The organism is Clostridium sp. CAG:221, from assembly GCA_000435835.1.
Taxonomy (GTDB): Bacteria; Bacillota; Clostridia; order Clostridiales; family Clostridiaceae; genus Clostridium.
Genome location: FR883401.1, coordinates 21,922 through 37,800, shown reverse-complemented (window position 1 = coordinate 37,800; position 15,879 = coordinate 21,922). Strand labels below are relative to the sequence as shown.

The window sequence follows — 15,879 nt, the reverse complement described above, 5'->3', positions numbered from 1 at the left end:
TAATATCACCGCTTAGTGTTTATAATACTGAGCGGTTTTTTTAATAAATAGTTGTTACTCTAGGAAAATCAAAAAAGTCGTTAGATATAATATTATGACATGATTAAATTCAGTATATGTAATAATAGCATAAGGAGAAATTAGTAATGAAGAAGAATAAATATCCAAGGTTAATGATTGCGGGAGTAAAAAGTGGTAGTGGGAAGACTACTCTTACATGTGCTTTACTTAAGGCTTTAAAAAATAGAAATTTAAACTTAACTTCTTTTAAATGTGGACCAGATTACATAGATCCAATGTTCCATTCTGAAGTTATAGGAATTAATTCTAGAAATTTGGATTTGTTTTTCAATGAGGAAGAAACTATTAAAAGTCTATTTTGTAAGAATGCAGAAAATAGTGATATAGCAATAATTGAAGGAGTAATGGGATTTTATGATGGTATCAGTGCTGAAAGTACAGCTGCCAGCTCATATGACTTAGCAAGAGTGTTAGAAACACCAGTGGTCTTAGTGCTTGATTGTGAAGGAATGTATCTTTCAATTGTTCCAGCAATAAAAGGTTATATTGATTATAAAAAGGACAGTAATATAAAAGGTGTAATCTTAAATAATGTATCACAAATGATTTATGGAGAAATGAAGGAAGTAATTGAAAAAGAATTAAACATCAAGGTTCTTGGACATCTTCCTAATATGAAAGAAATAAGCTTTGAAAGTAGGCATTTAGGACTTATTACAGCAAAAGAAGTTGAGGAATTAGAAAGTAAGCTAGAAGTTATGGCAGAAAAAGTATCAGAAACTGTAGACTTAGATTCTTTAATTGCTTTAGCAAATGAAGCTCCAGATATAGAGCATAAAAGTATTCATATAAAGAAGATTTATGATAATATTAATATTGCAGTGGCAATGGATAAAGCATTTTGCTTTTATTATGCAGATAATTTAGATTTGTTAAGGGAAATGGGAGCTAATATAATTCCATTCAGTCCTATTAATGATGAAAAGCTTCCTGAAAATATTGATGGGTTAATTATTGGAGGAGGTTACCCTGAAGTATATGCTAAAAAACTTTCTCATAATAAATCTATGAGGAATGATATATATGAGGCTATAACACTTAAAGGCCTTCCAACCATAGCTGAATGCGGAGGGTTTATGTATCTTAATGAAACTTTAGAAGATATTGAAGGAACTGAGTTTAAAATGGTTGGTGCAATAAAGGGGAAAAGCTATAAGACAAATAAATTAGGCAGATTTGGATATATAAGTTTAACAGCACAGGAAGATACATTGATTTGTAAAAAGGGAATGAGTATAAAAGGACATGAATTTCATTACTGGGATAGTACTTGTAATGGACAATCTTTTAAAGCACAGAAGCCTATGAGAAAGAAAAATTGGTTGTGCATTAATAGCATAAATAATTTATTTGCAGGATATCCTCATTTACATTATTATTCTAATATTGACTTTGCAAGTAATTTCATACATAAATGTAACGATTATAAAAAGGGGAGATAGAATGTCAATTTATTTAAAGGATATATTATCATCGATTAAAGAATTGGATAAAGATGCTATGGAAATGTCACAAAAACGCTGGAATAGTATAGCAAAGCCGCTTAACAGTTTAGGGCTATTAGAAGAAGTAGTTATTAAGATGGCTGGAATAACAAGAAACCCTAATATAGACATTAAAAAACGTGCTGTTGTAGTAATGTGTGCTGATAATGGGGTAGTTGAAGAAGGGGTAACTCAAACAGGACAGGAAGTTACGGCAATTGTAGCTGAAAATATGGTTAAGGGTGATACTTCTGTTGATAATATGGCAAAGTGTGCAAATGTTGATGTAATACCTGTTGATATTGGCATAGCTAGAGATATGCATATTGATGGATTAATAGAAAATAAGTTAATGTATGGTACCAATAATATGACAAAGGAGCCTGCCATGGCAAAAGATACAGCCATAGAAGCAATAGAATGCGGTATTAGAATAGTTAAAGATTTAAAAGATAAAGGTTATGGAATAATTGCTACAGGTGAAATGGGCATTGGTAATACCACCACCAGCAGTGCAATTGCAGCTGTTCTTTTAAGTCGAGATGTGGAAGAGGTAACAGGAAGAGGTGCAGGATTATCATCAATAGGCTTAGATAAGAAAATAAATGCAATAAAGAAAGCAATAGAAATTAATAAGCCAAAGAAGGAAGATCCAATAGATGTGCTAAGTAAAGTTGGAGGACTTGATATTGCAGGACTTGTGGGAGTATTTATTGGTGGAGCAGCATTAAATATACCTTTAGTCATTGATGGATTTATTTCTGCAGTGGCAGCTTTAGTAGCAGTGAAGATTTGTCCAGCAGTTAAATCATATATCATACCATCCCATTTATCAAAAGAGCCAGCAGCAATTGCAATTATGAAAGAGTTAAATTTAAAGCCATTTATAGATTGCAATATGTGCTTAGGAGAAGGTACAGGGGCTGTAGCAATAATACCACTATTAGATATGGCTCTTTCAGTGTATGGTAATATGAGCACCTTTGAGGAAATAAATGTTGATAAATATGAGCCTTTAAGTTAATTTATAATTATATTGTTTTTAGTATTAAATCAGAAGCATCTAAAAAAGAAGTTTCTGATTTAATATGCTTTATAAGTATAATCTTTTAAAGGAGGTAAATTTATGATTACATTAGTTAGTGGAGGAGCAGCCAGCGGAAAATCAGAATATGCAGAAAATATAAGTATGTCTAGAAAAAATGGCACATTAATATATATTGCAACGATGATGCCCTATGATAGTGAATGTTATAAAAAGATAGAAAGACATAGAGAAATGAGAAAAGAAAAAGGATTTTTAACATTAGAGTGTCATTATGATTTAAAGTCAATAAAATGTAAAGATATTTCTAAGGATAGTACAATTCTATTAGAATGTATTTCTAATTTATTAGCCAATGAAATGTATGATCAAAATAGATGTAGAGAAAATGCTGTTTTGGAGATTGTTGATGGAATACGCAGCTTAAAAGGCAAATGTGAAAATTTAGTTATTGTAACTAATGAAATTTTTTCTGATGGAAATAAATATGATAAAGATACAGAAGAGTATATTAAAAACTTAGGTATAATAAATAAAGAGTTGTCACATATTGCTGATGAAGTAATAGAGATAGTTTATGGAATAGAAGTAAGAATAAAATAATTCTATTAATAAGTGAAGTAATTGGAGGTGATTAACATTAAAACTATATTTGAATCAATAATAATTTCATTTTCAATGTACTCTAAAATTCCTATGCCTTATGTTCAGTGGAAAGAAGAAAATATGAAGTATGCCATGTGCTTTTTTCCATTGGTTGGACTTGCAATAGGAATAGTGATGGGAGCATGGATGTATCTAGCTAAATTTTTAGGAATAGGCAATATTTTATTTGCAGGTATTGCTACTATCATACCAGTTATTATTTCAGGTGGAATACATATTGATGGATTTTGTGATACAGTGGATGCTAGAAGCTCTCATCAAAGTGCTGAAAGGAAACTAGAAATTTTAAAGGATCCTCATATTGGTGCCTTTGCATTAATATATTGTGTTGTTTACTTTATAGCAGTATTTTCATTTTGGACTGAAATAAATATAAATATGGATACTATAATTTTTATAGCTTTGGGATTTATGTTATCAAGAGCCTTTAGTGCAGTATCAATTGTTACATTTAAATGTTCAAAAAATAGTGGTTTAGCGTATATGTTTTCTAATGCAGCTGAAAAACAAGTGGTAAAGAAAAGCATGTTTGTTTACATTGTTATGATTTTTACTATTATGCTATTTATAAATAGTTTATTAGCAATTATTACAATACTTTTAACAATTTTATGTTTTGTTAAGTATAAGAAAATGTCGTATAATGAATTTGGAGGAATAACTGGTGATTTGGCTGGATATTTCTTGCAAATGTTAGAACTTATATTATTAATAGCTGTAGTTATTTTTGGAGGAACATCATGATAGAGTTTGTAATAGGCGGAACAGCACAAGGAAAACTTAAATATGTGTTGGATAAGAATAATCTGACAAAAGAAGATGTTTGTAACGGTGAAGAATGTGATTACAACAATATAAATAAGAAAATATTATACAATTTCCATTTATTGTGTAAAAGACTTTTGAAAGATAAGATAAATATACTTTCTTTTGTTGACGAGTTACTAGAAAAAAATAATGACATTATTATAATTAGTAACGAAATTGGATATGGAATTGTACCATTAGATAAGGAAGAAAGAATTTGGCGAGAAGAAACAGGAAGAGCATGTACAAAAATTGCTAGGAAAGCAACTATTGTTACTAGAGTAATGGCTGGTATACCTATAAATATAAAAAAGGAAAGCACATATTATAAGAGAAGTGAAAAGAAGAATTTCAGTTCAACTTTAACTGTTGCTTTAATTCGTCATGGTCTTACTGAAGGGAATAAGGATAAAAAATACATAGGCATTACAGATGAAAGTCTTTCTTTAAACGGTATATATGCACTATTTGATTCTATATCAAAAGAAATTTATCCAAGAGCTAATAAAGTATATTCAAGTCCAATGAAGAGGTGTGTGGAATCTGCTAAAATGATATATCCTAAAGCAGAAATTATAATAAAAGATGATTTGAAGGAAACAAACTTTGGCGATTTTGAAAATAAAAATTATGATCAGTTAAAAGATGATCTTAATTATCAAAGATGGTTGGCTAGTGGTGGGACTTTCCATATACCTAATGGAGAAAGTAGGGAAGAGTTCAGTGAAAGATGTGAAAAATGCTTTGAAGAAATAATTAATCAATCCTTAGGTGAAGAATGTGTTGCTTTAATTATTCATGGTGGTACAATAATGGCTATTTTGGATAAATACTCTAATCCACATAAGGACTTTTATAATTGGCAAGTTAAAAATGGACAAGGTTATATTATTGAAATTGATAAAAATACCTGGATTAATGATAAGAAGGTACAGGTCATAAAAGAAATATAATAATAAAAAAGATATAGTGAATAAAAATATTCCACTATATCTTTTTTATCAAAATCAACACCTCTATATTATTTTTCAAATTATTTAATCATCCTCTCTACTTAAATATAGTAATAAAAGTATAAAAAAATAATAGAATTACAATGAATAGACTGATTAAAATAGGAGAAATTTTATGACAGAGTTTTTTAGTAATTTTGGTAAAAAGATATCTAATGTAGGACAAGAAACTGTTAAAAAAACTAAGGAAATAGCTGAGATAAGTAAAATAAGCAGTAAGATAAAAGATGAAGAAAAGAAGCTTGATGGTTTATATACTGAACTTGGAAAAAAATATTTTTCTTTGTATTCTAGAAATCAAGTGGCGGAAATACAAGATATTTGTTCATCTATAACAGAGTCAATACAAAAAGTGAATGCTATGAAGAAAGAACTCCAGCTTTTGAAGGGAGTAAGAATCTGTAGTAGCTGTGGAGCAGAACAGGATAATTCAGTGGCTTATTGTTCAAAATGTGGGGCAAAACTTGTGGAAGAAGTGAAAGCTGAAGTAGTGGAAGACATAGAAAGTAGTGAAGAAGAACCAGTAGCTAAAGAAGATAGTGTGGAGAAAGGTAAATAAAATTGCCTTAATCTTTGACTATTAATAATTCCTATAGTATACTTTTATATTGTATTTATAAAGAATTAGAATAGAATAAGTATATTATACACAAGGAAAGTTGGGTGAAAATCCTACGCAGGGCCGCTACTGTAATTGGACAAGAAATTTAGTATAAGTCCATAAGCCAGATTGCTTGTTATAATATATACACGAAAACTCTGCGGACTACTGGAGTGTGTTGATTATATAATTGGTATAATGATAATTAAAGTATTTAATATCATTTATACCTTAGTTTTGTTAATTAATAACGCTTAGTAACCAGAACGTTACTGAGTGTTATTTTTATATGAAAAAACAGTTTAGTAAGAAGGAGGTTTAAAATGACTATTTCTTTAGTAGCATTAGTTATGGGATACATATTAGATTTAATCTTTGGTGATCCATATTGGATGCCACATCCAGTTAGATTTATTGGAAATTTAATTAGTATATTAGAAAAAGTAATTAGAAGATTTATGCCAAAAACTAAAAGAGGAGAGTATATTGGAGGGATTATCCTTACTGTCATGGTAGTTTCCATTTCAATGGTTATTCCACTGGTAATAATATTAATGGCTAAATCTATAAATACATATTTAGCATTAACTGTGGAAACTTTTATGTGCTATCAAATTCTAGCAACAAAATCTTTAAAAGTTGAAAGTATGAAGGTATATGATGAATTGGCAAAAAATGATTTACCTTCAGCTAGAAAAGCAGTATCAATGATTGTAGGAAGAGACACAAAGGATTTAACTTTTAGTGGAGTTGCCAAAGCAGCTGTGGAGACTGTAGCTGAAAACACTTCTGATGGCATAATAGCACCAATGATATTTATAGCTATTGGTGGAGCTCCAATGGGATTTTTCTATAAGGCAATAAATACAATGGATTCCATGGTTGGATATAAAAATGAAAAGTATATGAACTTTGGTAGATTTGCAGCTAAACTAGATGATGTTGTAAATTATCTTCCCGCAAGAATTTCAGCATACCAAATGATTTTATCATCTTTCTTTTTAAGATATGATTATAAAAATGCCTTTAAGATTTACAAGAGAGATAGATATAATCATGCAAGTCCTAATTCTGCACAAACTGAATCTGTTTGTGCAGGAGCTTTAGATGTACAGCTGGCAGGTAATGCATATTATTTTGGTAAACTTTATGAAAAGCCTACCATTGGAGATAATATCAGAGAAATAAATTATGATGATATTAAGAAAGCCAATAGACTTTTATACTGTACATCTATTATTTCTATAGTAATTATATCTGTAATAAAGATTACCATAATTTTAATGGTAAAATAATTTATAGTTGAGGGCGTGATTTAAGATGAAACTTACTCATGGTGGCGATATATATACATATAAGGAAATGTTTAAAAGAGAGGCTTTAGATTACTCTGCCAATATAAATCCACTTGGAATGCCCAGAGGAGTTAAAGAAGCTTTAATTGAATCAATAGATAGCTGGATAAACTATCCTGATCCTTTATGCAGAGAGCTTAAAAGTGATTTAGCAGATAATGAAAATGTAGATAATGAATATATTATTTTAGGTAATGGAGCTGCCGATATTATTTTTAGGCTTGTATATGCTTTAAAACCTAAAAAAGCAATTGTTCTTGCACCAACCTTTAGTGAATATGAAGAAGCATTAACATCAGTAGAGTGTAAGGTACAATATCATTATTTAAAAGAAGAAGATGGATTCCTGCTAAGGGATGATTTTATAGAGTGTATCAGCGATGAAATTGATATGGTGTTTATTTGTAATCCTAATAATCCTACAGGAGAACTTGTTTCAATAGAGTTATTAGAAAAGATATTAAAGAGATGTAGAGAAAAAGATGTTATGTTAGTAATGGATGAATGCTTTAATGATTTCATTGAAGAACCTGAGAGATATACTATGAAAAATTACTTAAAAGAAAATAAAAATTTATTTATCTTAAAGGCTTTTACCAAGATATATGCCATGGCTGGACTTAGACTTGGTTATGGATTAAGTAGTGATGAAAGGCTATTAAAGAAGATGACATCAGTTTCTCAACCTTGGGCAGTTTCCATTCCAGCACAAATAGCAGGAGTACAAGCCCTTAAGGAAAAAGAGTACTTGAAAAAGACTGAAGAACTTATAAGAAAAGAAAGTAACTATTTAAAGGAAGCTTTAAGAAAGTTAAATATGAAGATTTATGGTTCTAAAGCTAATTACATATTTTTTAAAGATGAGGATGGTCACGAATTAAAAGCATACTTAGAAAATAGAGGAATAATGATTAGAGATTGCAGTAATTATGTTGGACTTACAAAAGGATATTATAGAATATGTGTTAAAGAGCATAAGGATAATAAAAGATTAATTAATGAAATAATATCCTTTAGAGGCATGTAATGAAAAATATAATGATTATAATAGATGGTATGAATGATGATATCTTAGAAGAATTAGCTAATATGACGCCTTATGAATATGCATCACCTAAGCATATGGAATATATGAAAGCAAGGGGAGTTTATGGGTTATTAAAAACTTGCCCTGATGGATTCACTGCTGAAAGTCTTTGTTGCATATTGACACTTTTAGGGCAAGATAAAGGTGTTATCCCATTAGGTAGAGCTTATTTAGAAGCTTTAGCAGAAGCCCTAGATATAAAAGATGATGAAGTTGTTATGAGATGTAATTTAGTTGCACTTGATAGCCATGGAAGGTTAATTTCATCTACTGGTGGAATTTTAAATGAAGGCCAGTATAAGAAATTTTCAACAATGATGAGTAGCAGTTTGGAAAGAGAAAGTATTAAAATGCATCATATGGGGTCCTATAAAAATCTTCTAGTAATTAAGAAAGAATGTATCACTGAAATAGCAGATTTTCCTCCACATCAAAATGTAGGGAAGAATATTCAAGATTTAGTACCAAGGAATAAAATACTACAGGAGTTTGTTTGCCAAAGCCTTAATGTGCTAAATAAGCAAGAACACAAATATGCCTTTCTACCTTGGGGATTATCTATGAAAGCTGATTTACCAAGCTTCTATACCTTACATAAAACTAAAGCTGCCAGCGTCTGTCATACAGAAATAGTTAGAGGAATTTCTCTAGCCATGGGAATGGATACTCCAAGAATGAGTGAAACAACGGCAGATATAGATACCAATTTAAAAGAGAAAGCTAATTTAGCAATTAAGCTTATAAAGGATAATGATTTTATACTTGTTCATGTAAATGGCACAGATGAAGCTTCTCATAGAAAGAATCCCTTAGAAAAGGTAAAATTTATCAAAAGAATAGATGAAGAGCTAATAAAGACTATATTAGAAGAAGTAAAAGAAGAGGTTAATATCCTTATTACTTCGGATCATTCTACCCTTAGCAGCACAGGCAACCATAGAGGGGATTTACAGCCTTTCATTTTATTCAATAATAGAATTAATAGACATAAACAATTAGGAATAATAGATGGTAAAGAAGCTATCAGGTTAATGAAATACTTTTAAGTTTTTATATTAAGAAATAGAGAAAGGACGGCTTACGATGGCAAAAGTTATTATGATACAAGGAACTATGTCCAATGCTGGAAAGAGTTTGGTAACAGCAGGACTTTGTAGAGTATTTAAACAAGATGGTTACAAAGTAGCTCCATTTAAATCACAAAATATGGCTTTAAATTCATTTATCACTAAGGAAGGATTAGAGATGGGAAGAGCTCAAGTAATGCAAGCGGAAGCTTGTGGTATTGAACCTTCAGTTAATATGAATCCTATACTTTTAAAGCCAACTAATGATGTGGGTTCACAAGTTATAGTAAATGGTGAAGTTTTAGGTAATATGAGTGCTAGAGATTATTATAAAAAAAAGACAGAGTTAATCCCTCATATAATGGAGGCTTATAATAATTTAGCAAAAGAATATGACATTATTGTTATGGAAGGTGCAGGAAGTCCAGCAGAAATCAACTTAAAGGAAAATGATATTGTAAATATGGGTATGGCGAAGCTAGTAAATTCACCGGTATTACTGGTAGGTGATATTGATAGAGGTGGGGTATTTGCTTCCATTGCAGGAACTTTAATGTTATTAGAGGAAGATGAAAGAAAGATGATTAAAGGTACAATCATTAATAAGTTTAGAGGTGATGTTAATATCTTAAAACCTGGACTTGATATGATTGAAGAAATAACTAAAACTCCTGTAGTGGGAGTAGTACCTTATATGGAACTTGATATAGACGATGAAGATAGCTTGTCTGAAAGATTTAATAATAAGGGAACTGTAGATTTAATAGATATAGCTGTTATCAGATTACCTAGAATATCAAATTTCACAGATTTTAATACCTTTGAATATATACCAGGTGTAAGTTTAAGATATGTAAAGTCAGTTAGAGAATTAAAGGATCCAGATATGATAATATTACCTGGTACAAAGAATACAATGGAAGACTTAAAATGGCTTAGAGAAAGTGGTTTAGAAACACAAATTTTAAAACAAGCAGCTAAAGGAAAGGTGATTTTTGGTATCTGTGGAGGATATCAAATGCTTGGAATGGAATTATCAGATCCATTTAACGTTGAAAGTGGAGGAACTATGGCTGGGATGGGCTTACTTCCTACAAAAACTGTATTTGAAAAAGAAAAGGTGAGAACAAGAGTAAGTGGTAATTTCAATGAAGTAAGTGGTATTTTAGCAGAATTAAGCTATGTAGAATTTGAAGGATATGAAATTCATATGGGACAAACTACTTATGATTTTAATGAAGAAGAATTAACTACTATAGATAATGTAAATGGTGAAGATATAATTAAAAATGATGGACTTTATAAAGATAATGTTTATGGAAGCTATATTCATGGGATCTTTGATAAGGAAGAAGTATCAAAGGCAATAGTGGAAAGTCTTTGTATTCATAAAGGTATAGATTATTCAAGTATAAGTACAGTAGATATTGAAAAGTATAAAGAAGAGCAATATGATAAACTTGCTGAAGGCATAAGAAATAGTTTGGATATGAAGGCTATTTATAAAATATTGGAGAGTGGAATAAATGGATAAGGAAAAGTTGGGATTAATTCATATTTATTGTGGAGATGGTAAAGGTAAGACAACAGCTTCATTGGGATTAGCTATTAGATCTGCAGGTGCTGGATTCAAAGTATTTATTCTACAGTTTTTGAAGAATTGGAATACTAGTGAATTAAATTCCTTAGAATTAATTCCTAATATAGAAATTATTAGAGGGAAAGAAGGAAATGTTTTTACCTTTGGAATGACTGAAGAACAAAAAGCTAAGTCTAAGGAAATACATCTAAATAACTTTGCAAAGGCGAAGGAAGTAGCTTTTAATGGTGAATGTGACATATTAATTTTAGATGAAGTTATAGGAGCTTATAACAGAAATCTTTTAGATAGAGAAGATTTACTTAACTTCCTAGATAATAAGCCAGAAAACTTAGAGGTAATCTTAACAGGTAGAAATCCAGCTGATGAACTTATAGAAAGAGCAGATTATGTATCTGAAATACAAAAGATAAAACATCCTTTTGATAAAGGAATAGTAGCAAGAAGAGGAATAGAAAAATAATATATTGGTATTGATAAATCGTAATTTTGAAAAAATAATCAGTAGATTTAAGATTTTTACTGATTATTTTTTTTATTTAAATAAATAACTTAAATGAAATACTCGTAAATGATTATTGGTAATAAAAAATAAAAATTCTAAAATATCATGATATATTATCTACAATTAAAAAAATAAGAAAATTATTAAGGGATTTCTTTTTAATGTCAAAGCATAGTATAATATATTCAAATAAAATTAATGAAAAAAGTTAAAATAGTTGGGATTAAGTAAAATAAATATTAGATTCTATTTTTTTATAAAGAGAAAGGAGAAAAGTGAAATGAAAATTAGCAAGAATATATGTCCGCTTTGTGGTAAAGCAAATAATTGTGGGTATGAAAATGGATTATCACATAGCGGTTGTTGGTGTGAAAAAATTGAAGTTCCTAAGGAGTTACGAGAAATGATACCTGAAAATTTAAAAGGCAAAGCTTGTATCTGTAAAGAATGTGTAATTAATTATAAAGAGAAAAATAATATGGATTAAATACATACTGTAAAATTAAAAAAGCTATTAGCATAATTACTGCTAATAGCTTTTTTGATTTCCAACTAATCATTATGATTGAAATTGGTTATTAATATATTTGGCTGAATTAAGAACGGTTGGAATATTTGCACCCTGATTTGTATATCCATTATTTCCACACCAATCAGAATTAAAACCACTGCAACCATAGATTTGGTTATAAGGTCCCCAGAAGCTACCTAGGCTTCGTCCACCACCAAAGAATAAGAATAATATTACTAGCGAGTTAAAGCAAGGATTACTAAAGGCTGGAAAATTATTACCATAATTATAAAAAGGATTGCAGCAAGAAAGTCTGTTGCTATAATCATCAAATGACATGTATCTCATCTCCTATCATTAGATTTATATTATATAGTATTAAAAAAAGATGAGTTTGTTTAAATTATTAATATTTAAAGAAAAAAACTCTAAAATACTTTTGTATTGTAGAGTTTTTATATAATCTAATTTCTTAATAATTTAACTTGTTTTTCTAATTTCTCACATAATTCTTTGGCAAGAGGGAAATTGTTATCTTTTAAAGCCAATTCTATTCTTGTTTCAAGTGATTTTTTATTTTGTTCAATTTCTAAATAGTCTTTTCCAAAATGATTATCATAAATCATTCGCCTAAACTTTCTCATACGCATTTTTTTAATTGTTTTATCTTCAACTATTAACACGTAATCCATGCAGTTAACTATAGAATAGAAGTCATGAGAAATCATTAAAACAGCACCATTAAAGTTTTTAATAGCTCTTTCTAAGGCTATTTGTGAGTATGTATCTAAATGACTAGTTGGTTCATCAAGAAGTAACATTTGTGCATTACTATCAGAAATCTTAGCAAGTTGAAGCATGTTTTTCTCTCCACCTGATAAAGTTTCTATCTTTTGATCAAGTTTTTCTTCATTAAAACCATATCTTTCAATATATGATAGAATTTCTTCAGATGTTTTAAAACCAGCATCAAAAAATTCTTCACGGATAGTATTTGATTCCTTTAGTGTTCTTCCTTGTATTTGAGAAAGATACGCTATTTTAGTATCTTTATTTAACTTAATTGAAGGATGATTGTTGTTAAATATTTCTTCAAATAAAGTAGTTTTTCCAGTACCATTTGAACCTACAATTGCTACTTTATCAGTAGATTTAATTTCGAAATTAACATTCTCTAATAATGTTTCATCAAAAGCAACATTGTAATTATTAACTTCTAAAGCAATAGTATCTTCTAAATTGCTAGATGTAACGAAATTTATGTCCGGTTCTGTAAGAGCAATAAAAGGAGCTTTAATTCTACGTTCTTCTAATCTTTCTTGAATTTTAATTCTGGCTCTTAAAGTTTTTCCTCTAAATTGTTCAGCATTTTCTGTTGCTAATTCTCTTAACCTATCAATTAATTTATCATTTCTTTCAATTTCAGCAGTATCAGCAGCTGCTAATTCTTGTAATTCAATTTTAGTTTGAAGTAATGAGAAGTTATAGTCAATATAATTTCCATCAAACTCTTGTAGTTCCATGTTTTCTAAGTGAAGTATTTTATTAAAACAGTGATTTAACAAGTATCTATTATGAGTAATAACTAACATAGTTCCTTTATGTGTGTTTATTAAATCTTTAAGTGAATTAAGATGTTCAAAATCTAAGAATACATCTGGTTCATCCATGATTAGTAAATCAGGACTATTTATCATTGCTTTAATAATTTGAATAAGTTTAAATTCTCCACCACTAAGTTCAGAAAGCTTTAAATTTTTGTAACACATTAAATTAGTAAGGTTTAGTTGTTTATCAATAATCTTTTCAAAGTTATCTCCACCAATTGCTTCAAATGCATCTAAAGCTTCTTGATATTGCTCAAGTAAAGCATCAATATCAGAAGATGTTTCCATTTCAGTACATATAGAAGTAATTTTATTTTGAAGTTTCGTAAATTCTTCACTAATATATTCAAAAACTGTGATTTCTTTTAGTTTGTCTACTTCTGAGAATTGACTTACATACCCAATTGTACAATTTGGTTCTTTCTCTACAGTACCGTCAAACAGGTATTTTTCTTCATCCATAATTATATCTATTAGTGTGCTTTTTCCAGTACCGTTTGTCCCTATAAAAGCACAATGTTGTCCATCTTCTATGGTAAAGGAAATGTCTTTATATAAATCTTTGTTAGGAAATGAGTATGCTAAATTAGAAACTTTTATCATATGATTACCTCTCTTTATCATTAAAAAAGAGCCTACAAAATAAGCTCCGTAATATATTATCTTATTAATTGTAAATTAAACTTTATTTTATGTAGCATTTATATTTTTACTAAGTTTAACATTGATAGCATAACATTAATTTTTTATAAGTTCAATGATTTCATATATATTACAGTTTTAATTTGCAAGCTTTTTAAAGCAAAATTATAAAATAAATTAGAAATAGTATGTGATAATGTTTTCAAAAGGTGTAAAATATAATTGTAAATAAAAAAAGAAAGTGGTTTTGTGGTTAGTTTCTTTGTCTGTTTAGCAATACTAGTTATTGGGTATATTGTATATGGTAGAGTTGTAGAAAAAGTATTTGGACCTGAAATTAATAGGCCTACTCCTGCAATTGCTCATTCAGATGGAATTGATTATATGCCAATGAAAACCTGGAAATCTTTCCTTATTCAACTTCTTAACATTGCAGGGCTTGGTCCAATATTTGGTGCTTTATCAGGTGCTATCTGGGGGCCAAGTGTATATCTTTGGATTGTATTTGGTACAATTTTTGCAGGTGGTGTTCATGACTTTTTAAGTGGTATGTTATCTGTAAGAAATGATGGTGCTAGCATATCTGAGATAGTAGGAATTTACTTAGGAAAAGTAATGAAAAATGTTATGAGGATTTTTTCTGTTATCCTTCTTGTAATGGTTGGCGTTGTATTCATGGTAGGACCAGCAGGGTTACTTGCCAAATTGACTCCTAATTTTATGAATATTACATTTTGGACTATAGTTGTGCTTATATATTATTTTTTAGCAACATTACTTCCAATAGATAAGATTATTGGAAAGTTATATCCTATCTTTGGAGCATGTCTTATTATAATGGCTGTAGGAATAGCAGGAGCTACTATTTTTAATAATGGGACAAACCCTATGCCAGAAATTACTTTAAATAATTTACACCCAGATGGAAAACCTATTTGGCCATTAATGTTTATTACAGTTGCTTGTGGTGCTATATCAGGTTTTCATTCTACTCAGTCACCAATGATAGCTAGATGTATTGAAAATGAAAAGAATGATAGAAAGATATTTTACGGAGCAATGGTTGCAGAAGGTGTTATAGCGCTTATTTGGGCTTCAGCTGGAGTGGCATTTTATAATGGGACTGAAGGATTACTTTCAGCTGGTGGAGGATGTTCAACTACCGTTTATGATATGTCCATTGGATTATTAGGACGTGTAGGGGGAGTGCTTGCCATGATAGGGGTTATAGCTTGTCCTATTACATCTGGTGATACTGCTTTTAGAAGTGCTAGACTTACAATAGCTGACTGGTTTAAAATTGATCAAAAGGTAATTAAGAATAGATTATTTTTATCGGTACCTTTACTTACAATTGGCTATTTAATTTCACTTATTGATTATCAAGTTGTATGGAGATATTTTTCATGGTCAAATCAAACACTAGCAATGATTGTATTTTGGGCAGGAGCTGTGTATTTAGCTAAATATGCAGGGTTTGCTAAACCAATGTCATCTTTGCTGGCAGCTTTGCCAGCCACCTTTATGTCAGCTGTAACCTGTACTTATTGACGAAGGATTTAAGCTATCAACTTCAATTTCATATCCTATAGGAATTATTTTTGCTATTATTTGTTTGACAGTATTCTTATTTAGAACATTAATACCTGCTTTAAAAGCTTCTTCTAATAAAGTAAAATTATAATTTTATAAAATATTTAAAACACTCAAATATAAATTTGAGTGTTTTTCTTTCATTAGCTCTGTTTATGCAAATGTTATAAGAAAATATTATAAATAGAAAATGATTTTTAATAATGAGATTGTAC

The 15,879-nt window shown here is 29.6% G+C and carries 14 protein-coding genes, 1 pseudogene and 1 riboswitch; of the genes and pseudogenes, 13 read left to right on the top strand and 2 right to left on the bottom strand.

Translation table 11 applies throughout. The annotated features are described in order from the left end of the window. The first annotated feature begins 146 nt into the window (after positions 1-146). The 12 genes from Q5O44_RS07380 to Q5O44_RS07325 all read left to right on the top strand — a co-directional run bounded on the left by Q5O44_RS07380 (position 147) and on the right by Q5O44_RS07325 (position 11,798). Positions 147-1,523 carry a cobyrinate a,c-diamide synthase gene (locus tag Q5O44_RS07380; RefSeq protein WP_022167763.1) on the top strand — a complete coding sequence of 459 codons (1,377 nt, stop codon included), beginning with the start codon at positions 147-149 and terminating at the stop codon, positions 1,521-1,523. Positions 1,524-1,530: 7 nt separating this feature from the next. After that, the gene (gene cobT / locus Q5O44_RS07375) at positions 1,531-2,589 is read left to right on the top strand and encodes a nicotinate-nucleotide--dimethylbenzimidazole phosphoribosyltransferase (RefSeq protein ID WP_370545569.1); all 1,059 of its coding nucleotides are present in this window, start codon (positions 1,531-1,533) and stop codon (positions 2,587-2,589) included. A gap of 102 nt (positions 2,590-2,691) precedes the next feature. After that, on the top strand, positions 2,692-3,213 hold the full coding sequence (locus Q5O44_RS07370) for a bifunctional adenosylcobinamide kinase/adenosylcobinamide-phosphate guanylyltransferase (RefSeq protein ID WP_022167761.1): 522 nt from the start codon (positions 2,692-2,694) through the stop codon (positions 3,211-3,213). Positions 3,214-3,240: 27 nt separating this feature from the next. After that, the gene (locus Q5O44_RS07365) at positions 3,241-4,020 is read left to right on the top strand and encodes an adenosylcobinamide-GDP ribazoletransferase (protein ID WP_022167760.1); all 780 of its coding nucleotides are present in this window, start codon (positions 3,241-3,243) and stop codon (positions 4,018-4,020) included. After that, complete coding sequence (locus tag Q5O44_RS07360; protein ID WP_022167759.1) at positions 4,017-5,036, top strand: bifunctional adenosylcobinamide kinase/adenosylcobinamide-phosphate guanylyltransferase; 1,020 nt, start codon at positions 4,017-4,019, stop codon at positions 5,034-5,036. The genes Q5O44_RS07365 and Q5O44_RS07360 overlap by 4 nt, the downstream gene beginning before the upstream one ends. A gap of 175 nt (positions 5,037-5,211) precedes the next feature. Then, entirely contained in the window at positions 5,212-5,655 is a 444-nt protein-coding gene (locus Q5O44_RS07355; protein WP_022167758.1) for a zinc-ribbon domain-containing protein, read from the top strand. A 60-nt stretch (positions 5,656-5,715) separates the two neighbouring features. Further along, positions 5,716-5,849: riboswitch (cobalamin riboswitch) on the top strand. Positions 5,850-6,020: 171 nt separating this feature from the next. Then, entirely contained in the window at positions 6,021-6,992 is a 972-nt protein-coding gene (gene cbiB / locus Q5O44_RS07350) for an adenosylcobinamide-phosphate synthase CbiB (RefSeq protein WP_022167757.1), read from the top strand. Positions 6,993-7,017: 25 nt separating this feature from the next. Then, positions 7,018-8,079: a threonine-phosphate decarboxylase CobD gene (gene cobD, locus Q5O44_RS07345; RefSeq protein WP_022167756.1), complete on the top strand. Its 1,062-nt coding sequence runs from the start codon at positions 7,018-7,020 to the stop codon at positions 8,077-8,079. Continuing rightward, positions 8,079-9,185, top strand: a complete 1,107-nt coding sequence (locus tag Q5O44_RS07340) for an alkaline phosphatase family protein (protein ID WP_022167755.1) — start codon at positions 8,079-8,081, stop codon at positions 9,183-9,185. Before cobD ends, Q5O44_RS07340 begins: the two co-directional genes overlap by 1 nt. 37 nt (positions 9,186-9,222) lie before the next feature. After that, positions 9,223-10,740 carry a cobyric acid synthase gene (locus Q5O44_RS07335; RefSeq protein WP_022167754.1) on the top strand — a complete coding sequence of 506 codons (1,518 nt, stop codon included), beginning with the start codon at positions 9,223-9,225 and terminating at the stop codon, positions 10,738-10,740. Next, positions 10,733-11,269: a cob(I)yrinic acid a,c-diamide adenosyltransferase gene (locus Q5O44_RS07330; RefSeq protein WP_022167753.1), complete on the top strand. Its 537-nt coding sequence runs from the start codon at positions 10,733-10,735 to the stop codon at positions 11,267-11,269. The genes Q5O44_RS07335 and Q5O44_RS07330 overlap by 8 nt, the downstream gene beginning before the upstream one ends. Positions 11,270-11,591: 322 nt before the next feature. Next, on the top strand, positions 11,592-11,798 hold the full coding sequence (locus tag Q5O44_RS07325; protein ID WP_022167752.1) for a cysteine-rich CWC family protein: 207 nt from the start codon (positions 11,592-11,594) through the stop codon (positions 11,796-11,798). A 72-nt stretch (positions 11,799-11,870) separates the two neighbouring features. Here Q5O44_RS07325 and Q5O44_RS07320 read toward each other — a convergent pair whose 3' ends face one another. After that, positions 11,871-12,161 (bottom strand): hypothetical protein, encoded by a 291-nt coding sequence (locus tag Q5O44_RS07320; RefSeq protein WP_022167751.1) that lies wholly within the window; start codon positions 12,159-12,161, stop codon positions 11,871-11,873. A gap of 125 nt (positions 12,162-12,286) precedes the next feature. Beyond that, the gene (locus Q5O44_RS07315) at positions 12,287-14,032 is read right to left on the bottom strand and encodes an ABC-F family ATP-binding cassette domain-containing protein (protein ID WP_022167750.1); all 1,746 of its coding nucleotides are present in this window, start codon (positions 14,030-14,032) and stop codon (positions 12,287-12,289) included. A 288-nt stretch (positions 14,033-14,320) separates the two neighbouring features. On the opposite strand from Q5O44_RS07315, the pseudogene Q5O44_RS07310 reads away from it, so the two are divergent. After that, positions 14,321-15,755: pseudogene (locus Q5O44_RS07310) on the top strand (carbon starvation protein A). Positions 15,756-15,879: the final 124 nt, after the last annotated feature.